We start from the raw sequence: 26,094 nt of genomic DNA on the forward strand, positions 1-26,094 counted from the left end.
TCCTGAGTTCGTGAGGCACGGAAAAATGGTATTCTAAGGGTTTTCCCCCATTTTGGTAAGCGCAAAGCGCCGCTCGCGCCTGCTCCCCCGCCATGCCGGATACCCCCAAACGCACCGTATTCTACGTCTCCGACGGCACGGGCATCACCGCCGAAACGCTCGGTCACAGTCTGCTCGCGCAATTCCCCGAGTTCGACTACGACGAGGTGCGCGCGCCCTTCATCGATGCGCCGGAAAAAGCGAGCGACCTCGTCGAGCGCATTGAACGGGTGAAGCGACGCACGGGGCTGCGCCCCATCGTCTTCAGCACGCTGGTACAGCCCGCCGTGGTGGCGGTGCTGCATCGGGCCGAAGCCCACATCGTCGATCTCTTCGGCACCTTTCTCGGGCCGCTCGAGCGCGAGCTGGGCATGCCGAGCACGCACGCGGTGGGGCGGTTCCACGGCATCCTCGACAACCGCAGCTACCAGCGCCGGATCGAAGCGATCAACTTCGCGCTCTCGCACGACGACGGAATCATTCAGGACGGCACGCTCGACGACGCCAATATCATCCTCATCGGGGTGTCGCGCTCCGGAAAGACGCCGACGAGTCTGTACCTGGCCATGCAATACGCGGTGAAGGCGGCCAACTACCCGCTCATTCCCGAGGATTTCGAGCGCAAGGCGCTGCCGGCGCCGCTCAAGCTCCATCGCGCCAAGCTCTTCGGGCTGACGATCGCCCCCGAGCGCCTGGCCCAGATCCGCCAGGAGCGCCGCCCCAACAGCGTCTATGCGTCACTGGAGAACTGCCGCAAGGAAGTGGAAGAAGCCTTGGCGCTGATGCGCCGCGAAGGGATCCCCTGGATCGATTCGACGACCAAATCGATCGAGGAGATCGCCGCCGTGATCATGCAGCACCTGCAAAAGATGCAAAAATACGCCGATCTGTGAGACGGGTTTTTTGGAGCAACGCCATGAAGAAGAAAACCCGCATTTCCCGCCCGAGCGGCCTGCCGCGCGATGCCGAGCGCCTGTGCTGGCTCGCCAAGGGGCTGGCCCAGTCGGGCAGCCGCATCGAGGATCGCTATTGGGAACGTCTTCTCAGCGAGACGGTCCGCGCCCTGCTCGAAGCCGGAGACGAAGCCGCGATCGAGCGCGCGCTCGATCATCTCTACCAGAGCGAGCTGCAGGCCTATGAGGAGCTGAGCGACGTGCTCGACTCGGAGGCCGAGACACTGGCCGATTTCGACAAGAGCCATGACCTGGTGCTCGTGGCTGCGCCCGTGCTCGCCTGGTCGCGGTTCCAGATCCCGGCCCGCCCCATTCCCCAGGCGGTGCGCGAGAACCTGCGCGTGCATCTGGGCGCGCACATCTTCGCCGCCGGGGTGAAGTTCGCCCTCTTCGACTACCTCTTCAGCCCGGACCAGCTGCCCGAAGGCTTCGTCGCCACGCGGCGCTGGCTGCAGGCCGCGGGCAAGGATGCCCTCGCCGGGCGCGACCATGCCGTCGATCGCGACGCGCTGCCCGAGTCGGCCGTCTTCCTCTCCGACATCCGCTACGTGCTGGTGGCCGCCGCCGCGCCCAAGGAGGGTCCCATCTTCACCTGGCAGGAAGCGGAGGGCGATCGCGAGTTCGCCTTCGACCAATGGCGCAAGCAGGCCGGGCCGGTGCTCGCGCAGATCATGCCCGGCTGCGGCACCGAAACGGAATTGCCCGATGCCTACTTCACCGCCTCGCGCAAGGCGAACCGCGATGCCCGCCCCTTTGCGATCCATGCCGCGATCGCCTTTCTCGCCGCCGAGGCCGACATCGCCGCGAGCCATCTGCGCGCCGTGATTGCGCCATGCGAGAGCCAGGGCGAATTCGAATACCGCATCGGACTCGCCCTCAAGCACGGCGGCCAGGTGGTGCACGGTGTGCCGTGGCCCTTGCTCGGCGCCGACGAGACGGAGGCCGAGGCGCAGCGGCAGATCCAGGAAACCCTCAAGGCGGTGGGCATCCAGGACGTCGTGACGCTGCGCCGTACCCTGCCGCTCGAATTCTGCGAGGACTGTGGCGCTCCGCTCTTTCCCAATGCCGAGGGGGAGCTGGTGCACGCCGAGCTGCCCGCCCAAGAGGAAGACGAGGGCGACACGACCGGCCACACGCCGTCGGGGCCGCGCTACCTGCATTGAGCGGCGGGATGCCCAGCCGTGATCGTCACGCTCGCGCCCGGCTGGCTGCTCGGCTGCATTGCGCTGCACCTGCTGCCGGCGCTGCCGGGCCGAGGGGCGTTCGCGGCCCTGTTCCTTGGCGGAGCGCTCGCCTTCGTCCCGGGATGGCGGCGCTGGCGTAAGGCACCCGAGGCGCCGGATCTTCCCACGCATGGGCTCGTCTTTCTTGCCGCCGTGCTGCTCGCCTTTTCTTCGAGTGGCTGGCGCAGCGCGCTGCGCCTGGCCGATCGCCTGCCGGAGGCGCTCGCCGAGCGTGAGCTCGTGGTCGAGGGCTACGTGCGCGCCCTGGGGGTGGAACAGAGCTTCGGCCGTTCTTTCGCCTTTGCCGTCGAGCGCGCACCGGCGGGAGTGCCTTCCGTCCTATGGCTGCTTGCGCCGACGACGCGCAAGGACGTCACCTTGCCCGACGCCTTGTGGCAGCCCGGTTCGCGCTGGCGGCTGCAGGTCGAGCTGCGCCCGCCGCACGGTCTGGCCGATCCGGGCGTCTTCGATCGCGAATTCTTCTGGTTTTCCCGCGGCATCGGCGCCACTGGACGGGTGACGGCAGCGCCGACGGCCCTGCCCGGCACCGTGTGGACGCCGCGGGTGGCGCTCGAGCGCTGGCGCGAGGCGGCGCGGCAGCGGCTCGAACGCACGGGTTCGCACCATGGCGAATGGCTCGCGGCGCTGGCGATCGGCGACATGCGGGGGTTCGACGAAGAAGCCTGGCAAACGATCGCAGCCACCGGCACGGCCCACCTGGTGAGCATCTCCGGCTTGCACGTGACGCTGGTGGCGGTGCTCGCCGGGGGCATGGCGGCGGCACTGTGGCGGCGCAATCCCGCCCGGCTGCTGATCTTGCCGGCACGGCCGGCGGGGCTGGCCGCTGGCGTGCTCGCGGCGCTCGCCTATGCGCTTCTCTCGGGCATGGAAGTGCCGACGCAACGCGCCGTGGTGATGCTGCTGGCGGCAGCCGGCGCGCTCTTCAGCGGCCGTTTCGTCTCCGGCTGGACGGTGCTGATGCTGAGCCTGTGGGCGGTGCTCGTCTTCGATCCCTGGGCGGTGGGCGCGCCCGGGTTTTGGCTTTCCTTCCTCGCCATGGGGGCGCTCATCGTCTATGGTGCGCCGGCGACGCAAGACACCGCGGCCGAAGCAAACGCCGCCGAAGAAACCCTGCCGTGGTACCGTCCGCTGCTGTCCTTCGGTCGGAAACTCGTCACAGTGCAATGGCGCCTGACGCTGCTGCTCGCGCCGGTGGTGCTCGGCTGGTTCGGCAGCGTCGCCGCGCTCGGTACCCTCGCCAACCTGGTGGCCATCCCTTGGGTGAGCTGGGTGGTCACGCCGCTCGCGCTGCTCGTGCTCGCCTTCCCGGCCGGATTGTTCGTGGTGGCGTTCGATGCGAGCGTGGCCGCGCTCGAGGCGGTACTGCGCTTGTGCGCATCGCTGCCTGGCGCGACGTTGATCCTGCCGCATCCGCCCTGGCCGCTGGTGCCCGCCGCCACGGCTGCGATTGCCTGGATGCTGCTGCCGCGCGGCACGCCGGCCCGATCGATCGGTCTCGTCGGAATCGCTTCGATCCTTTTCTGGCAGCCGCCGCGGCCGGGACCGGGGGAGGCGCGCCTCACGGTGCTCGACGTCGGACAGGGACTCGCGGTACACGTGCAGACCGCCGCGCACGACCTCGTCTTCGACACCGGCCCCCGGCAAGGCGGGTTCGACGCCGGCAGCCGCGTGCTTCTGCCCTACCTGCGTGCCCAGGGCGTGCGCCGGCTCGACCGCGTGATCCTCTCGCATCCGGACGAGGACCACATTGGCGGTTGGCCCGCGCTCGCGCGGGCGCTGCCCGCAGCCTCCGTGCGCGCCGGCGGCATGGACGAAGCCCGCCTGGCGGCGCTGCCTCCGCTGGCACTACCCTGCAGCCGCGACGATCGCTGGGAATGGGACGGCGTACGCTTTGCCATCCTCCATCCCGACCTTGCCGACCCCTGGAAAGGGCGCGGGGACAACGACGCCTCCTGCGTGCTGCGCGTGGAGGCGGCCGGCGGGGCGGCGATCGTACCGGGCGACCTGGGGCAGCGCGGCGAACGCCATCTGCTCGCCACCCTGCCGGCGCAGGCGCTGCGCGCCGAGCTCGTCGTGGCCGGGCACCACGGCAGCAAAACGAGCTCCTCGCCGAAGTGGATCGCCGCCACCGGCGCGCGCCACGTCGTCTACGCCGCTGGTTACCGCAACCGTTTTCACCATCCGGACTGCGGCGTGGCCTCGGCCTGGCGGCGGGCCGGGGCGCAGGCGTGGCGCAGCGACCGCGACGGCGCGGTCACGGCCTTCTTCGCGACCGAGGGCTTGAGCGTGCGAACTCACCGGGCAGAAACGCGGCGCTACTGGTATTCTGTATGGCAAGACCCTTCCTGCGAAGAAGAGGAGCCATCCCCATGAATCTTGCTCATTGGATCGAACGCGCCAAGCGCTGGCTTACCGGCGCGCGCCCCACGCCACGCACTTCCGCCGGCGAATCTGCGCCGCGCCACGACGGCCATCCCACCGAGATGCGCACCGACCACATCATGTGCGTCGGTCCACACGGCATCCATCGCATGGTCTACTACGAATGGGGCGATCCGACCAACCCCAAGGTGCTGCTGTGCGTGCATGGCCTCACGCGCACCGGGCGCGACTTCGACGAGCTCGCCCGCGCGCTCGCACCCCACTACCGCGTGATCTGCCCCGACGTGGTCGGACGCGGGCTCTCCGACTGGCTCACGGTCAAGACCGACTACACGATTCCGCTCTACGTCTCGGACCTCTTCACCTTGCTCGGCAAGATCCGCCCCAAGACCCTGCATTGGCTCGGCACCTCCATGGGGGGATTGATCGGCATGACGCTCGCCGCCCAGCCCATGAGCCCGATCGACAAACTGGTGCTCAACGACGTCGGTCCCGTGCTCTCGGCCGCCTCGCTCGAGCGCATCGGGCGCTACGTGGCCGAAACACCGCACTTCGCCACGCAGGAAGAGGCCGAAGCCTACCTGCGGCGCATCCACGCCCCCTTCGGACCGCTCACCGACGCGCAATGGCGGCACCTCACCCTGCATTCGGTGCGCCAGGACGTGGACGGGCGCTGGGTGCTGCGCTACGACCCCGGCATCGCCGTCCCCTTCCAGACGCAACCGGCGCTCGACGTCGACCTCTGGGCACTCTGGGACGCCATCCGCTGTCCCACCCTGGTGCTGCGCGGCGCCGAATCGGATCTGCTCACGCGCGAGACCGCCGAGGAAATGACCCGCCGCGGCCCGTGCGCCAAGCTGGTCGAGATCCCCGGCGTCGGCCATGCCCCGGCGCTGATGGACCCGCAGCAGATCGCCGTCGTGCGCGATTTCCTGCTCGATCGCTCCTCACCCTGAGGCTCCCATGCGCCGCTGGTTCAAACGCATTCTGCCCAATCACGAAGTCGTACGCGACAACCGCTGGCTGAGACCGTTTCGCAACACCCTGCTCCACCCGCGACTGTGGCACATCAACCGCCGTTCGGTGTCGGCGGGCGTCGCCATCGGCCTGTGGTGCGGCCTCATTCCTGGGCCGTTCCAGATGCTCACCGCCGCGCTCCTGTGCGTGCTCTTTCGCGCCAATCTACCGGTTGCCGTATTCACCACCCTCTATACGAACCCCCTCACCATCCCGGTCATCTATTTCGTCGCCTACCAGATCGGCAGTTTTCTGCTCGGCCGGGAAAACGGCGGCTTCCAGCCCGCGCCCGAATGGGGCGAGCAAAGCCTGAGAGAATGGATGGATCAGGCGTTCGCCTGGGTGGCCTCCTTGGGGACGCCGCTCTTTCTCGGCCTCTTCGTGCTGGCGAGCACGCTCGCCGTGGCGGGCTATTTCCTCGTGCGCGCATGGTGGCGATGGCATCTCGTGCACCAGTGGCGCCGGCGTCGGAGCCGACGTCGCATGGCGACGACTTCCCTTGCACCTAAAAAGTAGCAGGGATGAGCTGACATCACTACATCATACTGCTACCAGCCGCCCCGCTTCCAGCACGAGCCGCCGGTCGAGCCGGGAGGCGAGCCGCTCGTCGTGGGTGACGACCACGAGCGCCATGCCGCGCGTGCGGGTGAGCGAGAGCAGCAATTCGAAGACGCGCTCGGCGTTCGCCCGGTCGAGGTTGCCGGTGGGTTCGTCGGCGAGCAGGCAGGGCGGCTCGGTGACGAGCGCCCGGGCGATCGCCACGCGCTGGCGCTCCCCGCCCGAGAGCTGGGACGGGAAGTGCGCCAGCCGCGCTTCCAGCCCCACCTCGGTCAGCAGCGCCCGCGCTCGCTCCAGCGCCTCGGCCCTGGGCCGGCGCCGGATCATCCACGGCAGCGCCACGTTCTCGAGCGCAGTGAATTCTGGCAGCAGATGGTGGAACTGATAGACGAAGCCGAGCATGGCGTTGCGCAGCCGGCCGCGGGCGGCTTCGTCGAGCGCGAACACCGCCTGCCCCGACCAGCCCACTTCGCCGCTACTGGGCCGGTCGAGCCCGCCCAGCAGGTGCAGCAAGGTGCTCTTGCCCGAACCGGAAGCCCCGACGATGGCCACACGCTCGCCGGCCATCACCGTCAGATCCACGCCGTCGAGGATGGTGAGCGGCGCGCCCGCGTCGAGGTATACCTTGCTCAGCGCCCGCGCCTCCAGTACCGGCGTTTCGGCCCCCCTGGCCGTCGTCTCACTCATGGCGCAGCGCCTCGGCTGGCTGCAGGCGCGAAGCGCGCCAGCTGGGATAGAGGGTGGCGAGCAGCGTGAGCACGAACGAGCCGGTGAGCACGCGCAGCACGTCGGCAGCGAGCACCTTCGAGGGTAGCTCGCTCAGGAAATAGATCTCCTTGTTCCACAGGGTCGCCCCGGTGAGATGCTCCAGCGCCGGCACCACCACGTCGAGGTGATGGGCGATCGTCAGCCCCAGCGCGAGCCCCGCCGCCAGCCCCAGCACGCCGATGGTGGTGCCCTGCACGACGAAGATCCCCATGATGGAAGCCGGGCTCGCGCCCAGGGTGCGCAGAATGGCGATGTCGGCGGTCTTGTCCTGCACTGCCATCACCAGCGTGGAGACGATGTTGAACGCGGCCACCGCCACGATGAGAAAGAGGATGAGCGTCATCATGGTCTTCTCCAGCTGCACGGCGCGGAAGAAATTGGCATGCGTCTGCGTCCAGTCGCGCAGCCACAGGCCGGCGGGCAGCGTCGGGGCGAGTTGGCGCACCACAGCCGGGGCGGCGAAGAGGTCGCGCACTTTCAGGCGCACCCCCGAGACCGCCTCTCCGTAGCGATAGAGCGCCTGGGCATCGCGCAGATGCACCAGCACCAGACCCGAATCGTATTCATACATCCCCGATTCGAAGAGTCCGACCACGCGGAAGGCGCGCACCCGTGGCATGACACCGGCCAGCGTGGCCGTGGCCGTGGGTGCGATCAGCGTTACTTCGTCCCCCAGACCCACGGCCAGGCGCCGCGCCAGATCCGTGCCCAGCACGATCCCGTAGGAATGCGGCTGCAAGGCCTCCAGGCTGCCGGCGCGCAAATAGTCGGCGAACTGTGCGACGCCGCGCTCGAGCGAGGGCTCGATGCCCCGCACCCCCACGCCCTGCACGCGGCCGTTGCCGCTCACCATCGCCTGTTCCTGGATGAAGGGCGCGGCGCCGAGTACCTCCGGATGCCGTCGCACCCGGTCGAGCACCGCCGGCCATTCTTCGAGCATGCCACTCTGGGCCGTGACCTCGATGTGCGAGGCCACCCCCAGGATGCGATGGCGCAGTTCGTCCTGAAAGCCGTTCATCACCGACAACACCACGATGAGGACGGCCACGCCCAGCATCAGGCCCAGCATGGAGACCAGCGAGATGAACGACACAAAGGCGTTGCGCCCGCGCGTGCCGCGTTGCCGGCGGGTATAGCGCCAGCCGATGAACCATTCGTACATCGTCCCTTTTCCGTTTTCCGTGGCGTGCGCCGTCGACGGTACAATCGCCGCATGAGTCCGACCGTCGTCCTCCCCGGCCTGCTCTGGCCCAACGCCGGCGCGCACGGCCTGCTCGACGGCCTCCCGCAGCCCACGCTCGAACGATGGCTCGCCGTGGGCGCCTGCCGTCGCGAATCGCCGCGATCATACCGCGAAACGCTCGCCGCCGTGCTGGGACCGGCGCCGGCGCCGCTGGCCGAACTGCGCCGCCGCGGTGAAGAAGAGAAAGCGCCGCCTGCCGCCGGAGGGTCCCTGCTGTGCGCCGACCCAGTGATGCTGACGCTCGCACGCGACCGCATCGTCGTCACCGAACCGGGCGAAGCCGGGCTGAGCCCCGAAGAAGCCGCTGCCCTCGCTCCGGCCCTCTCCGCCTGGCTCACGCAGATCGCTCCGGACTGGATCCTCGGGTTCGATTTCGTTGCGCCGCAGCGCGGCTACCTGCGGCTCGCCGCTCCCGTCGAGGGCGTGCGCTTCGCCCCGCTCGACGAAGCCTCCGGCCGCTCGCTCGACGCCCTCTTGCCCCAAGGGGAAGACGCCCGGCGCTGGCGGCGGCTGATGAACGAGCTGCAAATCTGGCTGCACGCCCACCCCATCAATGCCGAGCGCCGCCGCCGGGGATGGCCCACCGTCGATTCGCTGTGGCTCTGGGGCAACGAACGGCCGGCGGCGAACGCCGTCCCTCCCCGCCGCGTGCTGGGAGCACGCACGCTCGATCCGCTTGCGCGCGGCTGGGCGGGCGCCGCTGGCCACGACCTCGTACTCGCCGAGCGCGATGCGGGCCAGGAATTCGACGTGGCGCTCCTCGATGCCGCCGAGAACCCCTGCCGCCGGCTCGATCTCACCGGCTGGCGCACGGTCCTCGCCGCCCTCGAGCGCGACTGGCTCGCCGCGCTCGATGCCCGCCTGCCACGCCTTTCGCTCTTGCTGCCGGGCGACAAGGCGAGCCTGCGCCTGGAGATCACCCCATGGCGCCGCCGTCTCGCACCCCTGAGCCGCCTTGTTCGCCGCCCGCGCACACTCGCGCGGCTGCTGGAGGAAACCGCCCCATGACCCCTCGCCCCATCGTCCGCTCCACGCCTCGCCGCGCCCTGGAGCGGCTGCTCGCAGCCGGCATCGACCCCTTGCTCGCGCGCCTCTACGCCGCCCGCGGCATCGAGCACCCCGCCGAGACCGACACGGCGCTCGCGCGCCTCTTGCCCCCCGAGGCGATGAAAGGCACGCGCGAGGCGGCAGAGCTCTTGGCCGAGGCGATCGACGCGCAGGCGCGCATCGTAGTCATCGGCGACTACGACTGCGACGGCGCCACTGCCACCGCCGTGGCGGTGCGTGCCCTGCGCGCCATGGGGGCGCACGTCGATTTTCTCGTGCCCAACCGCTTCACCTATGGCTACGGGCTCTCGCCCGAGATCGTGGCGCTCGCGGCCGAACGCTTCGCGCCGGACGTGCTCATCACCGTCGATAATGGCATCGCCAGCGTCGAAGGGGCCGCGGCCGCCCGCGCGCTCGGCATGAGCCTCGTCATCACCGATCACCATCTTCCCGGCGACGTCCTCCCCGAGGCCGATGCCATCGTCAACCCGAATCAGCCCGGCTGCGACTTCCCCAGCAAGGCGATCGCCGGCGTGGGCGTCGTCTTCTACGTGATGCTGGCGCTGCGCGCCGAGCTGCGCCGCCGCGGCACCTTCTCCACCCGCCCCGAACCCAATCTCGCTCAACTGCTCGATCTCGCCGCTCTGGGGACGGTCGCCGACGTCGTACGGCTCGATCACAACAACCGCATTCTGGTGGCCCAGGGGCTGGCGCGCATCCGCGCCGGCCGGATGCAGCCGGGCATACGCGCCCTCTTCCAGGTGGCCAGGCGCGATCCCGCCCGCGCCACCGCCCAGGACCTGGGATTCTTCCTCGGCCCCCGCCTCAACGCCGCCGGGCGGCTGGAAGACATGAGCCTGGGCATCGCCTGCCTCATCGAAGACGACCCAAGCCGCGCATTGGAACTCGCGCAGCGGCTCGAGGACATCAACCGCGAACGGCGCGGGATCGAAGCGCAGATGCGCGAGCAGGCCGAACTCGCGCTCGATGCCCTCACGCTCGAGGGGCGCGCCACGCTCACGCTCTTTCATCCCGAATGGCACCAGGGCGTGATCGGCATCGTCGCCGGACGCATCAAGGAGCGCCACCATCGCCCCGTATTCGCCTTTGCCCCGGGCGATGAAGATCTGCTCAAGGGCTCCGGCCGTTCCGTGCCCGGGCTGCACCTGCGCGATGCGCTCGACTGGATCAGCAAGAAACACCCGGGGCTCTTGCTGCGCTTCGGCGGGCACGCCATGGCCGCTGGCGTGACGCTGCGCGCCGCCGACCTCGCCCGCTTCGAGCAGGCTTTCGAAGAGGCGGCGCAGACGATCGGCACCGAGGCGCTGGGCGTGGCGGAGCTGCCCACCGACGGCTCGCTCCCCCTCGAAGCGCTCACGCTCACCACCGTCGGCCGGCTCGAGGGCGAAGTCTGGGGACAGGGCTTTCCCGCCCCCCTCTTTCTCGACACCTTCACCGTGCTCGAGCAGCGCCTCCTCAAGGAAGCGCACCTGCAGCTCAAGCTGCACCGTGACCGCCAGCCGTGCGAGGCGATTTTCTTCGGTCATGCCGAACCGCTGCCGGCCCAGGTCGAACTCGCCTACCGGCCGGTACGCGACGCCTGGAACGGCGTCGAGCGCTTGCGGTTGCAGATCGAACTCGCCCGCCCGGCCGAGGTCGAACCGGACAGCGTATAATTCCCGAGCAAAATTTTCAACCATTTTTCAGGAGCAACGATGGACGCCCAAGCGATCAACGAACTCGAAGCCCGCATCCACGGCCTGGCCGAGCGCGGTGCCGACTTACGGAGGTATCTTTGACTACGCCGAGAAGAAAAGCCGGCTCGAAGAAGTCAACCGCGCCCTCGAAGACCCGGCGGTGTGGAACGACCCCGAGCAGGCGCAGAAACTCGGCAAGGAAAAGCGCGCGCTCGAAGACGTCGTCCTGACGCTCGAAGAGGTGGCCGACTCGGCCCAGGCGCTCGCCGAGCTCTTCGAGCTCGCCAAGGAAGAGGGCGACGAAACCTCGCTCGAGCAGCTCATCCCCGAAGTCGAAGCGGTCGAAGCCAGGCTGCACGAACTCGAGCTGCGCCGGATGTTCTCCGACCCCATGGATCCGGGCAACTGCTTCATCGAGATCCAGGCCGGAGCCGGCGGTACCGAAGCGCAGGACTGGGCGGCGATGCTCGAACGCATGTACCTGCGCTACTGCGAGCGCAAGGGCTTCCAGACCGAGCTGCTCGAAGAATCCGAGGGGGAAGTGGCCGGCATCAAGGGAGCGACCATCAAGGTCTCCGGCCCCTATGCCTACGGGCACCTGCGCACCGAGACCGGCATCCACCGGCTGGTACGCAAGAGCCCGTTCGACTCCAACGCCCGGCGTCACACCAGCTTCGCCTCGGTCTTCGTCTACCCCGAAGTCGACGACTCCATCGAGATCGAGATCAACCCGGCGGATCTGCGCATCGACACCTACCGCGCCTCGGGCGCCGGCGGGCAGCACGTCAACCGCACCGATTCGGCCGTGCGCATCACGCACCTGCCCACGGGCATCGTCGTGCAGTGCCAGAACGACCGCTCGCAGCACAAGAACAAGGCCGCGGCCATGTCCATGCTGCGTGCCCGGCTCTACGAACACGAGCTGCGCAAGCGCCGCGAGGAACAGCAAAAGCTCGAAGAGAGCAAGAGCGACATCGGCTGGGGGCACCAGATCCGCTCCTACGTGCTCGACCAGTCGCGCATCAAGGACCTGCGCACCGGCTATGAGGTGGGCAACACCCAGGCCGTGCTCGACGGCGATCTCGACGGCTTCATCGAAGCCTCGCTCAAACAGGGCGTCTGACCGGAAGCGAACGAACGATGGCGATCTATACCAATCCCGAAGACCTGGAAAAAATGCGCGTCGCTTCGCGGCTGGCCGCCGAAGTGCTCGACTACATCGCCCCCTACGTGCAGCCGGGCGTGACCACCGAGGAGCTCGACCGGCTCTGTCACGACTACATGGTCAACGTCCAGGGCACCATCCCCGCGCCGCTCAACTACACCGGCGGCGGCAGCCGGCCCTACCCCAAGTCGATCTGCACCTCGGTCAACCACGTCGTCTGCCACGGCATCCCCGCGCCGAAGAAACTGAAGAAAGGCGACATCCTCAACATCGACATCACCGTCATCAAGGACGGCTGGCACGGCGACACCAGCCGCATGTTCGTCGTGGGCGGCGAGACGAGCATCCTCGCCAAGCGCCTGGTGGAGGTGACGTTCGAATGCATGTGGCTGGGTATCGCCCAAGTGCGGCCCGGGGCGCGCCTGGGCGACATCGGCGCCGCCATCCAGCACCATGCCGAACGCCACGGCTTCTCCGTGGTGCGCGAATACTGCGGCCACGGCGTGGGGCGCAAGTTCCACGAAGACCCGCAGGTGCTGCACTACGGCAAAGCCGGCACCGGCATCGAGCTCAAGCCCGGCATGATCTTCACCATCGAACCGATGATCAACGCCGGCCGCGCGGCCACCTCGGTGCTGCCCGACGGCTGGACCGTCATCACCAAGGATCGCAGCCTCTCGGCGCAATGGGAACACGCGGTGCTGGTCACCCACACCGGCGTGGAAGTACTCACCGTCTCGCCCGGCTGCCCGCCGCCGCCCGAGATCGTGCGCGAGCGCTTCGGCCATGGCTTCATCGGCTGAACACCTCGCCCCGCTCAAGGACGAACTCGCCACGGGGCGCGAAGCGTTCGCGCGCGCCTTCCTCGAAGGCTCCCTCTCGCCGGCGCGCTATCTCGCGCGCCACGCGCACCTGGTCGACGAAACCCTGCGCCGCCTGCTCGAAACCCATCCCTTGCCGCGCGGCGCGGCGCTCCTGGCCGTGGGCGGCTACGGCCGCGGCGAGCTCTATCCCCACTCCGACATCGACGTCCTGATCCTGCTGGCCCAAGCGGCGGATGCCGAAGACGAGGCCCGGGTGCACGCCCTCGTCGCCGCGCTGTGGGACGTGGGGCTGCAGGTGGGCGCGAGCGTGCGCACCCTCGAACAGTCGCTCGCGCTCGCCGACGAGGACATCACGGTAGCCACGAACCTGCTCGAATCGCGTCTGGTGGCCGGATCGCGCGTGCTCTATCGCACGTTCCGCGAACGCTATCGTACCTGGCTCGACCCGCGCGCCTTCTATGAAGCCAAGCGCCAGGAACAAGAGCAGCGCCACGCCCGCATGCTCGGCTCCCCTTTCGCGCTGGAGCCCAACTGCAAGGAACACCCCGGCGGGCTGCGCGACCTGCAGCTGCTCGTGTGGATCGCCCGGGCGCTCGGCTACCGCGGCGGCTGGTCGGCGCTCGCCGCCAAAGGTCTGCTCACTCCCACCGAAGCGCAGGCGTTGTCGCGCTGCCAGAGCTTCCTCGCCCGCGTGCGCATCCATCTGCATCTACTCTCGCGCCGCGCCGAAGACCGGCTGCTCTTCGACCACCAAGAGCAGCTCGCCCAGCGCCTGGGCATCGCCGGGCGCGACGGGCGGCGCCCCGCCGAAGTCTTCATGCGCCGCTACTACCTCACCGCCAAGCAGGTGCTGCAGGTCAACGCCATCCTCATGGCCACCTTCGCCGAAGCGCTCTTTCCCGAACGTCAGCGCCTGCCTTTCCCCATCAACGAGCGCTTCCAGCAGCGCGGCGACCGGCTCGACGTGGTGAGCGAGGAGGTCTTCGTGCGCCACCCGGAAGCCCTCCTCGAAGTCTTCCTGCTGCTCGCGCAACGAAGCGAGCTCACCGACTTCACCGCCCGCACCCTGCGGCTGCTGTGGGCGCACCGCGAGCTCATCGACGACGCCTATCACCTCGAACCGCGCCACCAGGCGCTCTTTCTCGACCTGCTGCGCCAGCGCCGCGGCATCGTGCACGGCCTGCGGCGGATGAACCAATTCGGTATCCTCTCCCGCTATATCCCCCCCTGGCGGCGCATCATCTGCCAGATGCAGTACGACCTCTACCACGCCTATACCGTGGATACCCACACGCTGATGGTCGTGCGCAACCTGCGCTGCTTCACCATGGGAGAACACGCGCACGAATACCCCGCGATGAATGCGCTCATGTTCGAGTTCGGGCAGCCTTGGCTGCTCTACCTCGCGGCGCTCTTCCACGACATCGGCAAGGGGCGGGGTGGAGATCATTGCGTGATCGGCGCGGAAGAGGCCGAACGATTCTGCCGCGAACACCGGCTCGCCGAGCCGGACGCCGAGCTCGCCGTCTGGCTGGTGCGCCATCACCTGGAAATGTCGCGCACCGCGCAGAAAGAAGACATCAGCGATCCGGAGGTCGTGGCGCGCTTCGCCGCCCTGGTGGGGGATGAACGCCGCCTCATTGCCCTCTACCTCCTCACCCACGCCGATATCCGCGGCACCAGCCCCAAAGTGTGGACGCCGTGGAAAGAGCGCCTGCTGCAGGATCTGTTCGAAGCCACGCGCCGCCATCTGCGCCAGCGCCGCCAGGGCCTCGCGCACGATCCGCTCACCGCCCGGCTCGAAGATGCCCGCCGGCTGCTGCGCTTCCATGGTCTGCGCCCCGAGGCCGAAACCCCTTTCTGGCGCACGCTGGATACCGCCTACTTCCTGCGCCATTCCGCCGAAGAGATCGCCTGGCACATCCGCATCCTCTACGGCCGTTTCCAACAGGAAGAACCCGTGGTGCGCGCGCGGCTGCTGCCCGACGGCGAGGGCAGCGGCATCCAGCTCATGGTCTATACGCGCGACGCTCCCGAGCTGCTCTTGCGGCTCATCGCCGGTCTCGCCCAGTTGGGGCTGGACGTGTGGGAGGCGAAGATCCACACCACGCACGCCGGCTATGCGCTCGACAGCTTCGTGTTGCGTGCCCCGGACGATCTGCCGGCGCGCGAACTACTGCCCCTGCTCGAGTACGAACTGCCGCGCCGGCTGATGCAGGAAGGCCCCCCGCCTGAACCCGATCTCGGCGGACGGCGCCTGCCGCGCCTCGTGCGCCACTTTCCTTTTCCGCCGCAGATCCATCTGCGTCCGGACGAGCGCGGTCAGCACTACGTGCTGAGCGTGACCGCCGTCGACCAGCCGGGACTGCTCTACAAGATCGTGCGCACGCTCGCGCGCCACGGCATCGCCATCGACATGGCGCGCATCGACACCCTGGGCGAGCGGGCCGAAGACACCTTCCTCATCCGCGGCGAGATGCTCGAAGCGCCCGAGCGGCGCAACGCCCTGGCGGCCGAGCTCGCCCGCGCGATCGCCCTGCCTCAAACGGCGAAATAAGCCCAGACGACGAGCGCGAGCGCCAGCCGGTACCACGCGAAGCCGACGAACGAGTGCCGCGCGACGAAACCGAGCAGAAAGCGCACCGCCGCCAAGGCCGAAACGAAGGCCACGGCGAAACCCAGCGCGATCGCCGTCAGATCGTCACGGCTCAAGGCCGACCAGCTCTTGGCCAGATCGTAGAGCACCGCCGCGAACATGGTCGGAATCGCCAGGAAGAAAGAGAATTCGGTGGCCGCCTGGCGCGATAGGCCGAACGCCATCCCGCCGATGATCGTCGCTCCGGAACGTGAGGTTCCGGGAATGAGCGCCAGACTCTGCGCGAATCCCACCTTCAAGGCATCGGCGGGCCGCATGTCGTCGACGGACTGGATGCGCAGCGCCGGGCGCCAGCGCTCCACCACGAAGATGAGCACCGCCCCCAGCGCCAAGGCGAGCGCCACCGTCAGCGGCGAGAAGAGGTAGGTCTTGATCGCCTTGTGCGCGACGAGGCCGATGAGCGCCGCCGGCAAAAAGGCGACGAACAGATTGAGGACGAAACGCCGCGCCGCCGGATCGTGCCCCAGGCCCTGGGTCACCCGCCAGAGCCGATCGCGGTAATACCAGCACACGGCCAGGATCGCCCCCAGCTGAATGGCCACGTTGAAGACCTTGCTCGCCTCGTCCGTATGCCCCAGCAGATCCTGCACGATGATGAGATGTCCCGTCGAAGAGATCGGCAAAAATTCGGTCGCCCCTTCCACCATCCCCAAGACGGCTGCTTCCCACCAAGATATCCCTGACACCGGTAAGATCCCCCATGAATGGCCGCGCTCCGGCATGCGGTAAGGCTCCCCAAGCCGCCGGCGCGCCTCAATCGAACACCCTCATCCACAGCACCCCGCCCCACACGAGCGCAGCGCACGCGATCGACAGCAAGACCGCCGCGCTGCCCAGATCCTTGGCCCGCCCCACGAGGGGATGGGCGTCGGGATGCACCAGATCGCACACTGCCTCGATCGCCGAATTGAGCAATTCGACCACCAGCACCGCCAAGGTCACGGCAACCAGCAGCGCCCGCTCGGCCGGGCTGCGACCCAAAAGCCAAGCTGCCGGCACAGCGAGCAAAAAGACGATCACCTCCTGACGGAACGCCACCTCGTGGCGCCAGGCGGCGCGCAAGCCGCGCCAAGAATAGACGAAGGCGACGAAGGCATGCCGCCATCCCCCCTCGTTCTTGCGCCGCGCCGCCTCCTGCTGCACCGCCCGCCCTCAGCCGGCCCGCTCGAAGCGCGCGATCGACTCGACGTGCGCCGTGTGCGGAAACATGTTCGCCACCCCGGCCGATTCCAGCCGATAGCCCTTCTCATGCACCAGCACCGCCGCGTCGCGCGCGAGCGTGGCCGGGTTGCACGAGACATAGACGATACGGCGCGGCCCATGAACCGGATCGATCGCCTTGACGAGCTCGATCGCCCCGTCGCGCGGCGGATCGACCAGCCACTTGTCGAACCCCCCGAGCGCGGCGAGGCTGTCGGGCGTGACGGTGAAGAGGTTGGCGGCATCGAAGCGGCAACGTTCGGCCAGGCCGTTTTTTTGCGCATTCTCGAGGGCCCGCGCCACCAGAGCTTCCGACCCCTCGATGCCCAGCACCTGCGCGCCGCGGCGGGCGATCGACAGGCTGAAGTTGCCCAGCCCACAGAAGAAATCGGCGATGCGCTCCCCGGGGCGTGGCTCGAGCAGGTCGATCGCGCGGCGCACCAGCAAGCGGTTGACGGCGACGTTCACCTGGGTGAAATCGGTCGGTGCGAAGAAGAGCGTCAGGCCGAACTCCGGCAGCCGGTAGGCGAGCGGCCGTCCCTCGCCGATGAAGAGCGGAACGATCGAATCCGGCCCGCCGGGCTGCAGCCACACCTGCACTCCGTGACGCTCGCCAAAGGCGGCGAGTGCTTCGCGGTCGGTCGGCAGCAACGGCACCAGATGGCGGAAGACGAGCACGGTGGTCCCGTCGTCGCCCACCGCCACCTCGATCTGGGGAATGCGGTCGGGGCAGGAAAGCTCGCCGATGAGCGCGCGCAGCACCGGCAGCAGGGCCGAGACGTGCGGCGGCAGGATCTCGCAGCGCGTCATGTCGGCGATGTAGCTGCTCTTGCGCTCGCGAAACCCTACGAGCACGCCGCCTTTCTTCGGCACCAGGCGCACCCCGATGCGCGCGCGGCTGCGGTAGCCCCAGTAAGGCCCGTGGATGAGCGCGAGCAGACGCTCGGCGCGCAGCCGGCCGATGTGCCACAGCGCGTCTTCCAGCACCCGCTGCTTGGCCGCCACCTGCGCCGCCGGCTCGAAGTGCTGCAGGGCGCAGCCCCCGCACACCCCGAAGTGCGGGCAGCGCGGCGCCGCGCGCTGGCTGGAGGGGCGGATCACCCGCACGAGCCGCCCCAGCTCGTAGCTCGGGCGGCGCCGCAGCACGGCGAACTCGACCAGCTCGCCGGGCAGCGCCCCTTCGATGAAGACGGCCTTGCCCTCGACGTGCGCCACGCCGCGGCCCTCGAGATCGAGCGATTCGATGCGGACCCGATCCACGGTCTTACTTCAGCTCTTCGTAGAGCAGTTCGAGGATCTGCTTGGCTGTCTTCGAGGTATCCGGCTGGCTGTCGGGCGTGAGCACCTGCACCACCGCCGTATCCCCTTGCCCCCGCACCCGCACGCGGTACTGCGAATTCTGCTGCGGCTTGTCGCTGCCCTTCCAGAACGCGAGGCGCGAGAACCACCCCTGGCTCTCGCCGGTGTCGGCATCCGGATCGAGGTAGCGCACGACGTAGATGCCGTCGGCCGGATCGCGGTCTTCGACCGTGAAGCCGATGCGGTCGAGCGCAAGACCCGTGCGCCGCCACGCCCGGTCGAAGTTGTCCTCGACCACCAAACGGGCGAGGTTGCCGTCGGTTTCGAGCCGCGCGCGCTGATTGGGCTGGGCCTGCACCAGCATCTGCTGCGCCTGCTCCTCCTTCACGCCGAGATAGACCATGAGGCGGCGCAGCATCTCGGCCTCCAGATCGGGATCGGGCGGTCGCGGCTGCCAGATCGTGCGATCCTTGGCCTCGGTGGGATAGATTTCCTGCATGCCGCGGTGCGAAATGTAGACCTCGATCTCGCCGGGGCGCTTGCCCGGTTCGATGCGCATGCGGAACTTGTCGCGCTCGGGCGTGGAGTAGAGGCTGTCGACGAGCTTGCCGAGCGTGTTGCGGATGAAGTCCTGCGGGATCTTCGCCCGGTTCTCCGCCCAGTCGGTCTCGAGCACGCCGATGTCGGGCCGATCGACCGCCAGCGAAAAGCCCATGGTGAGCCAGAAATCGCGCAGCTTGGGCCAGATCGCATCGGGCGTGCCCTCGACCACGAGCCAGCGCTGCGTGCCGGCGCGCTCGATGCGCATACCCGCTTTCGGCTCGACCAGCACCTCGCGCTGCGAGGCCTCCTTGGGCGCGTTGCGCTCGGCGACGTAGGCCGAGAACGTGGCCCCGCCCTTGCCGGAGGTGGTCGGCACGACGAAGCGGTCTTCCTTGGCCGGAGAGATGAGATCGGGCGGCACCTCGAGCGGTGCCACCTTCTGCTCACTGCGGTAATCGATCTTCTTGCCTTCGAGCAGCTCGCTGCTGCTGCTGCAACCAGAGAGCACGCCGACGGCCGCCAGCGCCGCGAGCGAGCCGGCCAGTTCGCGTGGGAAGAAATACTTCATGCAGTCGTTTCCAGGAGATCAAAGCGGGAGCGTGATACCGGCACGCGCCAGGGCGGCGCGAACACGGTCGTGGTAGACGGAAGACAGGGGCGTGAGCGGCAGGCGGATGCCGTCGGCGATGCGGCCCATGCGTGCCAACGCCCATTTCACGGCAATGGGGTTGGCCTCGCAGAAAAGGTCGCGGTGCAGGCCGACCAGCCGCCGGTTGAGCTCGCGCGCGCGAAGAGCGTCGCCTGCCACCGCCGCGGCACACATCTCGTGCATCAGCCGCGGCGCGACGTTGGCGGTGACCGAAATCGTGCCGTGGCCGCCAAGCAGCATGAAGGCCATCGCCGTCATGTCGTCGCCGGAGTAGAGCAGGAACCCTTCGGGGGCGCGGTCGATGAGATCGCAGGCCCGGTCGAGATTGCCGGTGGCATCCTTGATGCCGACGATGTTGGGAATCTGCGCCAGGCGCAGCGTGGTGTCGTTGGCCAGGTCGGCCACCGTGCGCCCCGGCACGTTGTAGAGGATCATCGGCAGGTCCACCGCCTCGGCGATGGCGCGGAAATGCCGGTAGAGCCCTTCTTGCGTCGGGCGGTTGTAATAGGGCACGACCGAGAGGTGCGCCGTGGCCCCGGCCTCCTTCGCCGCCTGGGCGAGGTAGATCGCCTCGCGCGTCGCGTTGGCCCCCGTGCCGGCGATGATGGAAATGCGCCCGGCGGCATGCGCCACCGCCACGCGGATGAGCTCGACGTGCTCTTCGAACGAGACGGTGGGCGATTCGCCGGTGGTGCCGACCACCACGATGCCGTCGGTTCCTTCAGCCACGTGCCAATCGATCAGGGCCTTGAAGCGCTCCCAGTCGAGACTGCCGTCTTCATGCATGGGGGTGACGATGGCGACCAGGGAGCCAGTGATGCGGTTCATGCGTGCGATTCCTGAAAAGGTGGCACAAAGCGTGTATTGTACGTCCGGGTTTCAGCTTTCGGCGAGGGCCTTGATGTGGGCCACCGCAGAGCGCGCGAGCGAAGAGAGATTGTAGCCGCCCTCGAGCGTGGAGACGATGCGCCGATGGCCACATTCCTTCGCCAGATCCATGAGCTGCTGCGTCACCCAGAAGTAATCGTTCTCCACCAGGCCGAGCCCGCCCATGTCGTCCTCGTAGTGCGAATCGAAGCCGGCGGAGATGAAAAGCATCTGCGGCTGGTGCTCGCGCAAGGCGGGGAGCCAGATGTCCCACACGATTTGACGGAAGGCATCTCCCCGGGTTCCCGCCGGCACCGGAATATTGACCATGTGCCGGGGCGGATCGTCGGTGCCGCAATAAGGGTAGAACGGATGCTGGAAGATGCTCACCATCATCGCCCGGGGGTCGTCGCGGAAGATGTCCTCGGTGCCGTTGCCGTGATGCACGTCGAAATCGACGATGGCCACCCGCTCGAGCCCATGCGTCTCCAGCGCGTGCAGGGCGGCCACGGCCACGTTGTTGAAGAAGCAAAAGCCCATGGCCTTGCTGCGTTCGGCATGATGGCCGGGCGGACGCACGAGGCAGAAGGCGTTCTCCACCTCGCCCTTCATCACCAGATCGACCGCGAACACGCCGGCCCCGGCCGCGCGCAGCGCCGCGCGCAGGGTGTGCGGATTCATGGCCGTGTCCGGGTCGAGGTGCACCAAGCCTTTTTCCGGGGCGCTGGCAAAGAGCGCATCGAGATATTCGGCGGTGTGCGCGCGCAGCAGATGCTCGCGCTCGGCCAGGGGAGCATCGTAGTAGACGAGATACTGGTCGAGGCCGGTGGCGATCAATCGATCCTGGATCGCCGCCAGCCGCTCGGGACATTCGGGGTGATAAGAGCCCATCTCGTGCAAGGCGCACTCGCGATGGGTGATCAGGGCGGTCATCGTCATGTCGGGGATCCCCTCCTTGGGCGGGCGGGCTCCTTGGGCCGTCTCCTCCGTCGCGCCCGTCCGTATCGGCTATTATCGGGTCTTTCTTCCTGGCTGACAATCTCCAGCGATGAGCCCTTCATTCGAGCGCCTGGGCGCGATACGCCAAGCATTGGAAAACGTACTACTGGGGAAAGGGACGACGGTGCGCCTGGCGCTCGCCGGGCTACTCGCCGGCGGACACCTGCTCCTCGAAGACCTGCCCGGCGTCGGCAAGACGACCTTGGCGCAGGCCCTCGCCCGGGTCTTCGGACTCGATTTCGGGCGCGTCCAGGGCACGAACGACCTCCTGCCTTCCGACCTACTGGGATTGTCGGTCTACGACGAAGCGCGGCGCGAACTGCGTTTCGTGCCCGGGCCTATCTTCCACCAGGTGCTGCTCGCCGACGAGCTCAACCGCGCCTCCCCCAAGACGCAGAGCGCCCTGCTCGAGGCCATGGCCGAGCGCCAGGTCACCGTCGACGGCATCTCGCACCCCCTGCCCGAGCCGTTCTGCGTGATCGCCACGCAGAACCCCCTCGAACAGGTGGGCACTTACCCCCTGCCGGAGAGCGAACTCGATCGTTTCCTGCTGCGCCTGGAGATCGGCTATCCGCCGCCCCAGGTGGAGAAACGGCTGCTCGCCGGCGAAGGAGGTACTGCCGCACTGTCGGCCCTGCGCCCGTTGGCAGACCCCAAGGAGCTGCGCGTCTGGCAAGCCGAGGTGCGTTCCCTGGCCGTGCGCGAGGCGCTCCTCGACTACGTGCTCGCGCTCGTGCAGGAGACCCGCACGCATCCCGGCGTGCGGCTCGGCCTGAGCCCGCGCGGCGGGCTTGCCCTGCTCGCTGCGGCTCGCGCCCACGCCTTCCTCGCCGGCCGGGAGTTCGTGCTGCCGGAAGACGTGCAGGCCGTGTTCGTCGCCGCCACCGCGCACCGCCTGGTGCTACACCGCGGCGGAGCGCGCGAGGATGCCAAGGAGACGGCGGCCCGCATCCTCTCCACGGTGCCGGTGCCGTGACCGGACGCGCCGTCCCGAGCTGGAGAAAGCGACTCGAACGCTGGCAGCGCCGCCGCGCCGCCACGCCCGGGGGCACGTTCACCGTCACGAACCGTACCCTCTACATTCTTCCCACCGCCGCCGGGGCCGGTTACGCCCTCACTCTGCTCGTGCTCTGGCTGCTGGCCATCAACTACTCGCTCTCTCTCGGCCACGCCCTCGTCTTCTGGCTCGCCGCCGTGGCGGTCATGGCGATCCCGGCCACGGCCGCCAGCCTGCGCGGCGTGGCGATCGACGTCGGTGAGCCCGAAGCGGTCTTCGCCGGAGAGCGCCTGCGCTGGCCGGTGATGCTGCGCTCCGAGGTGGCGCGTTTCCGCCCGCTAGAGCTCACGGCGCCGGAAGCGCACGCCTTCGCCTGGCTCACCCCCACCGAGGGGTCCGTTCGCGTCTTCCTCGAGCAGGACACCGAACGGCGCGGCCTCGTACGTCTCGGGCGCCTCGTCGTCGCCACACGCCACCCCTTCGGCTGGTTTCGCGCCTGGACGGTGCTCTGGCCCACGACGAGCGCATGGGTCTATCCCCGGCCCGAGCCCGACGCTCCCCCCTGGCCCGCAACCGCATCCTTGGCCGAGGAGGCGGGCGCGATGTCCGCGGGGGTCCGGCCGGGAGAGGAGGACTTCGCCGATCTTCGCCCCTGGCGGGCCGGCGAACCGCTGCGGCGCGTGCTCTGGAAGATCGTCGCCCGCGGTGGGCCGCGCATGCTGCCCCGGCGTGAAGGGCCAGCCGCCGGCACCGTGCTCCTGCGCTGGAACGACACCGCGGGCGCGGGCAACGTGGAAGCGCGCCTCTCGCGCCTGTGCGCCTGGGTACTCGGTGCCCATCGCCAGGGTCTGGCCTTTGGCGTGGAATTGCCCGACGGCCTCATGCCTCCGGATCGGGGCGAATCCCATCTGCACGCCGTGCTGCGCCGCCTCGCCCTCTTCCCCCCGGAGGCGGCATGAACGCGACGGCGCCGATCGCACCGCTGCTGCGCGGACTGAAGCTGCTGACAGGGCCCCTTGCCGGCACGGCCGCCGCGCCGCTCGCCCTCGCACTCATGCTGGCCCTGGGAAGCCAGTTCAACGAATTTCCCCTCGGCATCCAGGCCGGTATCGCCGTCCTCGCCGTCGTCTGGTTCCTGCGCCGCCGCCAAGAGACCGGACCGCTCACCGGCTGGCGTCTGTGGCTGGCAGGTCTTGCCTGCGCACTCGGCGTACGCTGGCAGTACGGCTACTGGTTCGGTCAGGAACCGGGCGTTGCCCTCGTCGCCCTGCTGGTGTGGCTGAAATGGCTCGAAACGCGTAGCGAACGGGATGAGCGCATGGTCGCCGCGCTCGCCCTCTTCCTCCTCACGGCAGTCTTTTTGCGCGGACAGACGCCGCTGCACGCGCTGGCGGTGTTCGCTGGGGCCGGACTCGTGCTGCTTGCCTGCGCTCGGCTCACGCTCTCCTCCTTCCAGAGGCTGCCGACCGACCAGCCGGCGCGCGACGCCGCTCGAACGATGGCCTGGGCGATTCCGCTCGCGCTGCTCCTCTTCGTGCTGGTGCCGCGCGTCCCCGGGCCGCTGTGGGGGCTGCCCGCCGATGCCCGCGCCGGCAAAACGGGCTTGTCGGAGACGCTGGAAGCAGGCAGCATCGCCCAACTCGCCCGCTCCGACGAGATCGCCTTCGTCGTCGAAGTCCAGGAAGGGGAACTACCTGCCGCACGCTACTGGCGCGGCCCGGTGCTCGAAGTCTACGACGGCCGCAGCTGGAAGCCTTCCCCCTGGCGCGCGCCGAACCCTGCGCTCGAAGCCACGCAGGGGCCGGCCCAGGTACGCTACCGCAGCCTGCAGGAGCCGTCCGACCTGCCATGGATATTTACCCTGGAGCGTACCCACGCCCTGAGCGGCGCGGTGGAAGTAGAGCGCACTTCGACCGGATCCTGGCGCGCCCGCCGGCCGCTGCTGCAGCGCACGCGCTTCACGGGCGAGGCGCGCTTCGGCGAGCCGCTGCCCGAGGCCTTGACGTCGACCGCGATCCGCGCCTTGACCTTCCTGCCGCCGCAGGCGAATCCCCGCACCCGCGAAGCGGGCGAAGCCATCGCCCGGGAATACCTCCAACCCGAAGCCCGGCTGGAAGCCATCGCCGACTTCTTCCGCAAACGGCAGCTGCGCTATACCCTGACGCCACCGCCGGTGGCGCGCGACAGCGCCGATGCCGTCCTCTTCGACACCCACGCAGGCTTCTGCGAGCACTTCGCCGATGCCTTCGCCGTGATGGCCCGCGCCGCGGGGCTTCCTGCCCGCATCGTGCTCGGCTACCTCGGCGGCGAGCGCAATCCGGCCAACGGCACCTGGATCATCCGCCAGGCGGATGCGCACTCCTGGGTGGAAGTCTGGCTCGCGCCTCACGGCTGGGTGCGCGTCGATCCGACCACCTTCGCCCAACCCGAGCGCGCCGAGCGGGGCCTGGGGGAAGTGCTGCTCGAACGCGAGGGGTTGCCGCTACTCTTGCGCCCCGAATGGCGCTGGGCCTGGCGCCTGCGTGCCCAGCTCGAAGCCTGGGAATACGGCTGGAACGTGTGGGTGGCGGGGTTCGATGCCGAGCGCCAGCATCGCCTGTGGCGCAGTCTGGGCTGGAGGCCGGACCGCGCCCTCGGCTGGGCGCTCGCCGCCACGGGAATGGCGCTCGCGCTCGCGGCCCTGCTCGCCTGGTGGCTGCAACGGCCACCGACATCGCGCGACCCCCTGGAGCGGCAGTGGCACCGCTTCTGTCGCCTGATGGCGCGCCGCGGCCTGGCGCGCGCCCCGGCCGAGGGACCGCTCGATTACGGCAGGCGGCTGATGCGGCACTTTCCCCAGGCGAGCGGAGAAATCGAGGCCCTGCTTCGCCCCTATCTCCAAGCGCGCTACGGCGGCGGTCTGGCAACGGAGGAAGCCGCCGCGGCGATGCGGCGCGCCCTACGCCAGCTGCGCCGCCGCCTGCGTCAGGAAAAAAGCGCCTGACCGTCGAGCCCCGATTCGCGCGCCATGTGGCGCAGCCGGCGCAGCGATTCGACCTGGATCTGGCGCACCCGCTCGCGGGTGAGCCCCATCTCGTCGGAGAGATCTTCTAGCGTCTGCGGCAGGATGCCGCGCAAGCCGTAGCGATGCACGACGACGAAACGATGTTTCGGCGGCAAGGCATCGAGCCAGCGCTGCACCAGCGCTTCGAGCTCGGCGTTGTAGATCTGATCTTCCGGGCTGAGGCTGGATTCGTCGGCCACCAGCTCGACGAGCGAGCGCGCCGTATCGCGGTCGATCTGCGCATCGAGCGAAGCCGTGGGTTCCAGCAACGCGAGCAGTTCGTGCACTTCCTCGACGGGACGTCCGAGGCGCTCGGCAAGCGACTGGGGCGTCTCGCCGCCGTTTTCCGTGGCCTCCGCCCGGCGCGCGTGATAGAGCCGGTTGATGCGCTTCATCACGTGGATCGGCAGGCGGATCGTGCGACCCTGGTTCATGATCGCCCGCTCGATGTTCTGCCGGATCCACCAGGTGGCGTAGGTAGAAAAACGGAAACCGCGGGAAGGATCGAACTTCTCGAGCGCGTGGATCAGCCCCAGATTGCCCTCCTCGATCAGATCGAGAAAAGGCAGCCCGCGGTGCTGGTAGTGCTTGGCGATGCTCACCACCAGGCGCAAGTTGCGCTCGATCATGGTGCGGCGCGCCTGCTCGTCCCCTTCCTTGGCCAGTTGCGCCAGCCGCCGCTCCTCCTCGGCCGAGAGCAAAGGAAACCTGCCGATTTCATTGAGGTAGCGCTGCGTGACGTCCGAGAAGAGCTCGTCGTCGACGGCTGATTCTTCGTCGAACGCGGCGATCTCCGGCGGTACCTCCTCGGCCTCGTCCTCGCTGTCCCACCACGTCGCTTCCCCGTCGGCAGAAATCGCTTCGATCGCGGTGAAGTCTTTCTCCTCCATGGCGCATCGCCTCC

22 protein-coding genes are annotated in these 26,094 nt (G+C 68.6%); 13 read left to right on the forward strand and 9 right to left on the reverse strand.

Features of this window, described 5'->3' with window-relative positions:
• The first annotated feature begins 92 nt into the window (after positions 1–92).
• The 5 genes from ppsR to ASC37_RS02280 are packed head-to-tail and all read left to right on the forward strand — an operon-like array spanning position 93 to position 6,151.
• Positions 93–932 (forward strand): posphoenolpyruvate synthetase regulatory kinase/phosphorylase PpsR, encoded by an 840-nt coding sequence (gene ppsR / locus ASC37_RS02260; protein WP_055422824.1) that lies wholly within the window; start codon positions 93–95, stop codon positions 930–932.
• 23 nt (positions 933–955) lie between these two features.
• Positions 956–2,155, forward strand: coding sequence for a DUF2863 family protein (locus ASC37_RS02265; protein WP_055422825.1), 1,200 nt, complete (start codon positions 956–958; stop codon positions 2,153–2,155).
• Positions 2,156–2,173: 18 nt separating this feature from the next.
• Positions 2,174–4,609, forward strand: coding sequence for a DNA internalization-related competence protein ComEC/Rec2 (locus ASC37_RS02270; protein WP_055422826.1), 2,436 nt, complete (start codon positions 2,174–2,176; stop codon positions 4,607–4,609).
• The gene (locus tag ASC37_RS02275; protein ID WP_055422827.1) at positions 4,606–5,574 is read left to right on the forward strand and encodes an alpha/beta fold hydrolase; all 969 of its coding nucleotides are present in this window, start codon (positions 4,606–4,608) and stop codon (positions 5,572–5,574) included. The genes ASC37_RS02270 and ASC37_RS02275 overlap by 4 nt, the downstream gene beginning before the upstream one ends.
• 7 nt (positions 5,575–5,581) lie before the next feature.
• Positions 5,582–6,151 carry a DUF2062 domain-containing protein gene (locus ASC37_RS02280; protein ID WP_055422828.1) on the forward strand — a complete coding sequence of 190 codons (570 nt, stop codon included), beginning with the start codon at positions 5,582–5,584 and terminating at the stop codon, positions 6,149–6,151.
• A gap of 24 nt (positions 6,152–6,175) precedes the next feature.
• Here the strand turns inward: ASC37_RS02280 and ASC37_RS02285 are convergent, their stop codons facing one another.
• On the reverse strand, positions 6,176–6,880 hold the full coding sequence (locus tag ASC37_RS02285) for an ABC transporter ATP-binding protein (protein WP_055422829.1): 705 nt from the start codon (positions 6,878–6,880) through the stop codon (positions 6,176–6,178).
• Positions 6,873–8,123 carry a lipoprotein-releasing ABC transporter permease subunit gene (locus tag ASC37_RS02290; protein WP_055422830.1) on the reverse strand — a complete coding sequence of 417 codons (1,251 nt, stop codon included), beginning with the start codon at positions 8,121–8,123 and terminating at the stop codon, positions 6,873–6,875. The genes ASC37_RS02285 and ASC37_RS02290 overlap by 8 nt, the downstream gene beginning before the upstream one ends.
• A gap of 51 nt (positions 8,124–8,174) precedes the next feature.
• On the opposite strand from ASC37_RS02290, the gene ASC37_RS02295 reads away from it, so the two are divergent.
• From ASC37_RS02295 to ASC37_RS02315, 5 genes are all read left to right on the forward strand, one after another.
• Positions 8,175–9,212, forward strand: a complete 1,038-nt coding sequence (locus ASC37_RS02295; RefSeq protein ID WP_055422831.1) for a hypothetical protein — start codon at positions 8,175–8,177, stop codon at positions 9,210–9,212.
• Positions 9,209–10,927: a single-stranded-DNA-specific exonuclease RecJ gene (gene recJ, locus ASC37_RS02300; protein ID WP_055422832.1), complete on the forward strand. Its 1,719-nt coding sequence runs from the start codon at positions 9,209–9,211 to the stop codon at positions 10,925–10,927. Before ASC37_RS02295 ends, recJ begins: the two co-directional genes overlap by 4 nt.
• 39 nt (positions 10,928–10,966) lie before the next feature.
• A protein-coding gene (gene prfB, locus ASC37_RS02305; protein ID WP_141056223.1) for a peptide chain release factor 2 occupies positions 10,967–12,071 on the forward strand; the annotation gives its coding sequence in 2 pieces (ribosomal slippage) (positions 10,967–11,047 and positions 11,049–12,071; 1,104 coding nt in all).
• Positions 12,072–12,088: 17 nt separating this feature from the next.
• Positions 12,089–12,916 (forward strand): type I methionyl aminopeptidase, encoded by an 828-nt coding sequence (map, locus tag ASC37_RS02310; RefSeq protein WP_055422833.1) that lies wholly within the window; start codon positions 12,089–12,091, stop codon positions 12,914–12,916.
• The gene (locus tag ASC37_RS02315; protein WP_072247892.1) at positions 12,900–15,494 is read left to right on the forward strand and encodes a [protein-PII] uridylyltransferase; all 2,595 of its coding nucleotides are present in this window, start codon (positions 12,900–12,902) and stop codon (positions 15,492–15,494) included. Before map ends, ASC37_RS02315 begins: the two co-directional genes overlap by 17 nt.
• Here the strand turns inward: ASC37_RS02315 and ASC37_RS02320 are convergent.
• Genes ASC37_RS02320 through ASC37_RS02345 form a run of 6 tightly spaced genes read right to left on the reverse strand, consistent with a single transcriptional unit; the run spans position 15,479 to position 21,090 of the window.
• Positions 15,479–16,315, reverse strand: coding sequence for an undecaprenyl-diphosphate phosphatase (locus ASC37_RS02320; protein WP_055422834.1), 837 nt, complete (start codon positions 16,313–16,315; stop codon positions 15,479–15,481). The two genes, ASC37_RS02315 and ASC37_RS02320, sit on opposite strands and share 16 nt — an antisense overlap.
• Before the next feature lie 31 nt (positions 16,316–16,346).
• Positions 16,347–16,736: a diacylglycerol kinase gene (locus tag ASC37_RS02325; protein ID WP_055422835.1), complete on the reverse strand. Its 390-nt coding sequence runs from the start codon at positions 16,734–16,736 to the stop codon at positions 16,347–16,349.
• 9 nt (positions 16,737–16,745) lie between these two features.
• Positions 16,746–18,053: a 23S rRNA (uracil(1939)-C(5))-methyltransferase RlmD gene (gene rlmD / locus ASC37_RS02330; RefSeq protein ID WP_055422836.1), complete on the reverse strand. Its 1,308-nt coding sequence runs from the start codon at positions 18,051–18,053 to the stop codon at positions 16,746–16,748.
• A 4-nt stretch (positions 18,054–18,057) separates the two neighbouring features.
• Complete coding sequence (bamC, locus tag ASC37_RS02335) at positions 18,058–19,203, reverse strand: outer membrane protein assembly factor BamC (protein ID WP_055422837.1); 1,146 nt, start codon at positions 19,201–19,203, stop codon at positions 18,058–18,060.
• Positions 19,204–19,221: 18 nt separating this feature from the next.
• Positions 19,222–20,112, reverse strand: coding sequence for a 4-hydroxy-tetrahydrodipicolinate synthase (gene dapA, locus ASC37_RS02340; protein WP_055422838.1), 891 nt, complete (start codon positions 20,110–20,112; stop codon positions 19,222–19,224).
• Positions 20,113–20,163: 51 nt separating this feature from the next.
• Complete coding sequence (locus tag ASC37_RS02345; RefSeq protein WP_055422839.1) at positions 20,164–21,090, reverse strand: histone deacetylase family protein; 927 nt, start codon at positions 21,088–21,090, stop codon at positions 20,164–20,166.
• Between the two features lie 109 nt (positions 21,091–21,199).
• On the opposite strand from ASC37_RS02345, the gene ASC37_RS02350 reads away from it, so the two are divergent.
• The 3 genes from ASC37_RS02350 to ASC37_RS02360 are packed head-to-tail and all read left to right on the forward strand — an operon-like array spanning position 21,200 to position 25,130.
• Entirely contained in the window at positions 21,200–22,126 is a 927-nt protein-coding gene (locus ASC37_RS02350) for an AAA family ATPase (RefSeq protein ID WP_055422840.1), read from the forward strand.
• Positions 22,123–23,106 (forward strand): DUF58 domain-containing protein, encoded by a 984-nt coding sequence (locus tag ASC37_RS02355; RefSeq protein ID WP_055422841.1) that lies wholly within the window; start codon positions 22,123–22,125, stop codon positions 23,104–23,106. Before ASC37_RS02350 ends, ASC37_RS02355 begins: the two co-directional genes overlap by 4 nt.
• On the forward strand, positions 23,103–25,130 hold the full coding sequence (locus tag ASC37_RS02360) for a transglutaminase TgpA family protein (RefSeq protein ID WP_055422842.1): 2,028 nt from the start codon (positions 23,103–23,105) through the stop codon (positions 25,128–25,130). The genes ASC37_RS02355 and ASC37_RS02360 overlap by 4 nt, the downstream gene beginning before the upstream one ends.
• On the opposite strand, the gene rpoS is transcribed toward ASC37_RS02360, so the two are convergent.
• The gene (gene rpoS, locus ASC37_RS02365) at positions 25,112–26,080 is read right to left on the reverse strand and encodes an RNA polymerase sigma factor RpoS (RefSeq protein ID WP_082438343.1); all 969 of its coding nucleotides are present in this window, start codon (positions 26,078–26,080) and stop codon (positions 25,112–25,114) included. The genes ASC37_RS02360 and rpoS overlap by 19 nt on opposite strands.
• Between the last annotated feature and the right edge of the window lie 14 nt (positions 26,081–26,094).

This window comes from Tepidiphilus thermophilus, assembly GCF_001418245.1.
Taxonomy (GTDB): Bacteria; Pseudomonadota; Gammaproteobacteria; order Burkholderiales; family Rhodocyclaceae; genus Tepidiphilus; species Tepidiphilus succinatimandens.

Coding starts and splice junctions, on each gene's coding strand:
- ppsR (WP_055422824.1), top strand. CDS start 93: ATGCCGGATACCCCCAAACGCACCGTATTCTACGTCTCCGACGGCACG.
- ASC37_RS02265 (WP_055422825.1), top strand. CDS start 956: ATGAAGAAGAAAACCCGCATTTCCCGCCCGAGCGGCCTGCCGCGCGAT.
- ASC37_RS02275 (WP_055422827.1), top strand. CDS start 4,606: ATGAATCTTGCTCATTGGATCGAACGCGCCAAGCGCTGGCTTACCGGC.
- ASC37_RS02280 (WP_055422828.1), top strand. CDS start 5,582: ATGCGCCGCTGGTTCAAACGCATTCTGCCCAATCACGAAGTCGTACGC.
- ASC37_RS02285 (WP_055422829.1), bottom strand. CDS start 6,880: ATGAGTGAGACGACGGCCAGGGGGGCCGAAACGCCGGTACTGGAGGCG.
- ASC37_RS02290 (WP_055422830.1), bottom strand. CDS start 8,123: ATGTACGAATGGTTCATCGGCTGGCGCTATACCCGCCGGCAACGCGGC.
- ASC37_RS02295 (WP_055422831.1), top strand. CDS start 8,175: ATGAGTCCGACCGTCGTCCTCCCCGGCCTGCTCTGGCCCAACGCCGGC.
- recJ (WP_055422832.1), top strand. CDS start 9,209: ATGACCCCTCGCCCCATCGTCCGCTCCACGCCTCGCCGCGCCCTGGAG.
- map (WP_055422833.1), top strand. CDS start 12,089: ATGGCGATCTATACCAATCCCGAAGACCTGGAAAAAATGCGCGTCGCT.
- ASC37_RS02315 (WP_072247892.1), top strand. CDS start 12,900: ATGGCTTCATCGGCTGAACACCTCGCCCCGCTCAAGGACGAACTCGCC.
- ASC37_RS02320 (WP_055422834.1), bottom strand. CDS start 16,315: ATGCCGGAGCGCGGCCATTCATGGGGGATCTTACCGGTGTCAGGGATA.
- bamC (WP_055422837.1), bottom strand. CDS start 19,203: ATGAAGTATTTCTTCCCACGCGAACTGGCCGGCTCGCTCGCGGCGCTG.
- dapA (WP_055422838.1), bottom strand. CDS start 20,112: ATGAACCGCATCACTGGCTCCCTGGTCGCCATCGTCACCCCCATGCAT.
- ASC37_RS02345 (WP_055422839.1), bottom strand. CDS start 21,090: ATGACGATGACCGCCCTGATCACCCATCGCGAGTGCGCCTTGCACGAG.
- ASC37_RS02350 (WP_055422840.1), top strand. CDS start 21,200: ATGAGCCCTTCATTCGAGCGCCTGGGCGCGATACGCCAAGCATTGGAA.
- ASC37_RS02360 (WP_055422842.1), top strand. CDS start 23,103: ATGAACGCGACGGCGCCGATCGCACCGCTGCTGCGCGGACTGAAGCTG.
- rpoS (WP_082438343.1), bottom strand. CDS start 26,080: ATGGAGGAGAAAGACTTCACCGCGATCGAAGCGATTTCTGCCGACGGG.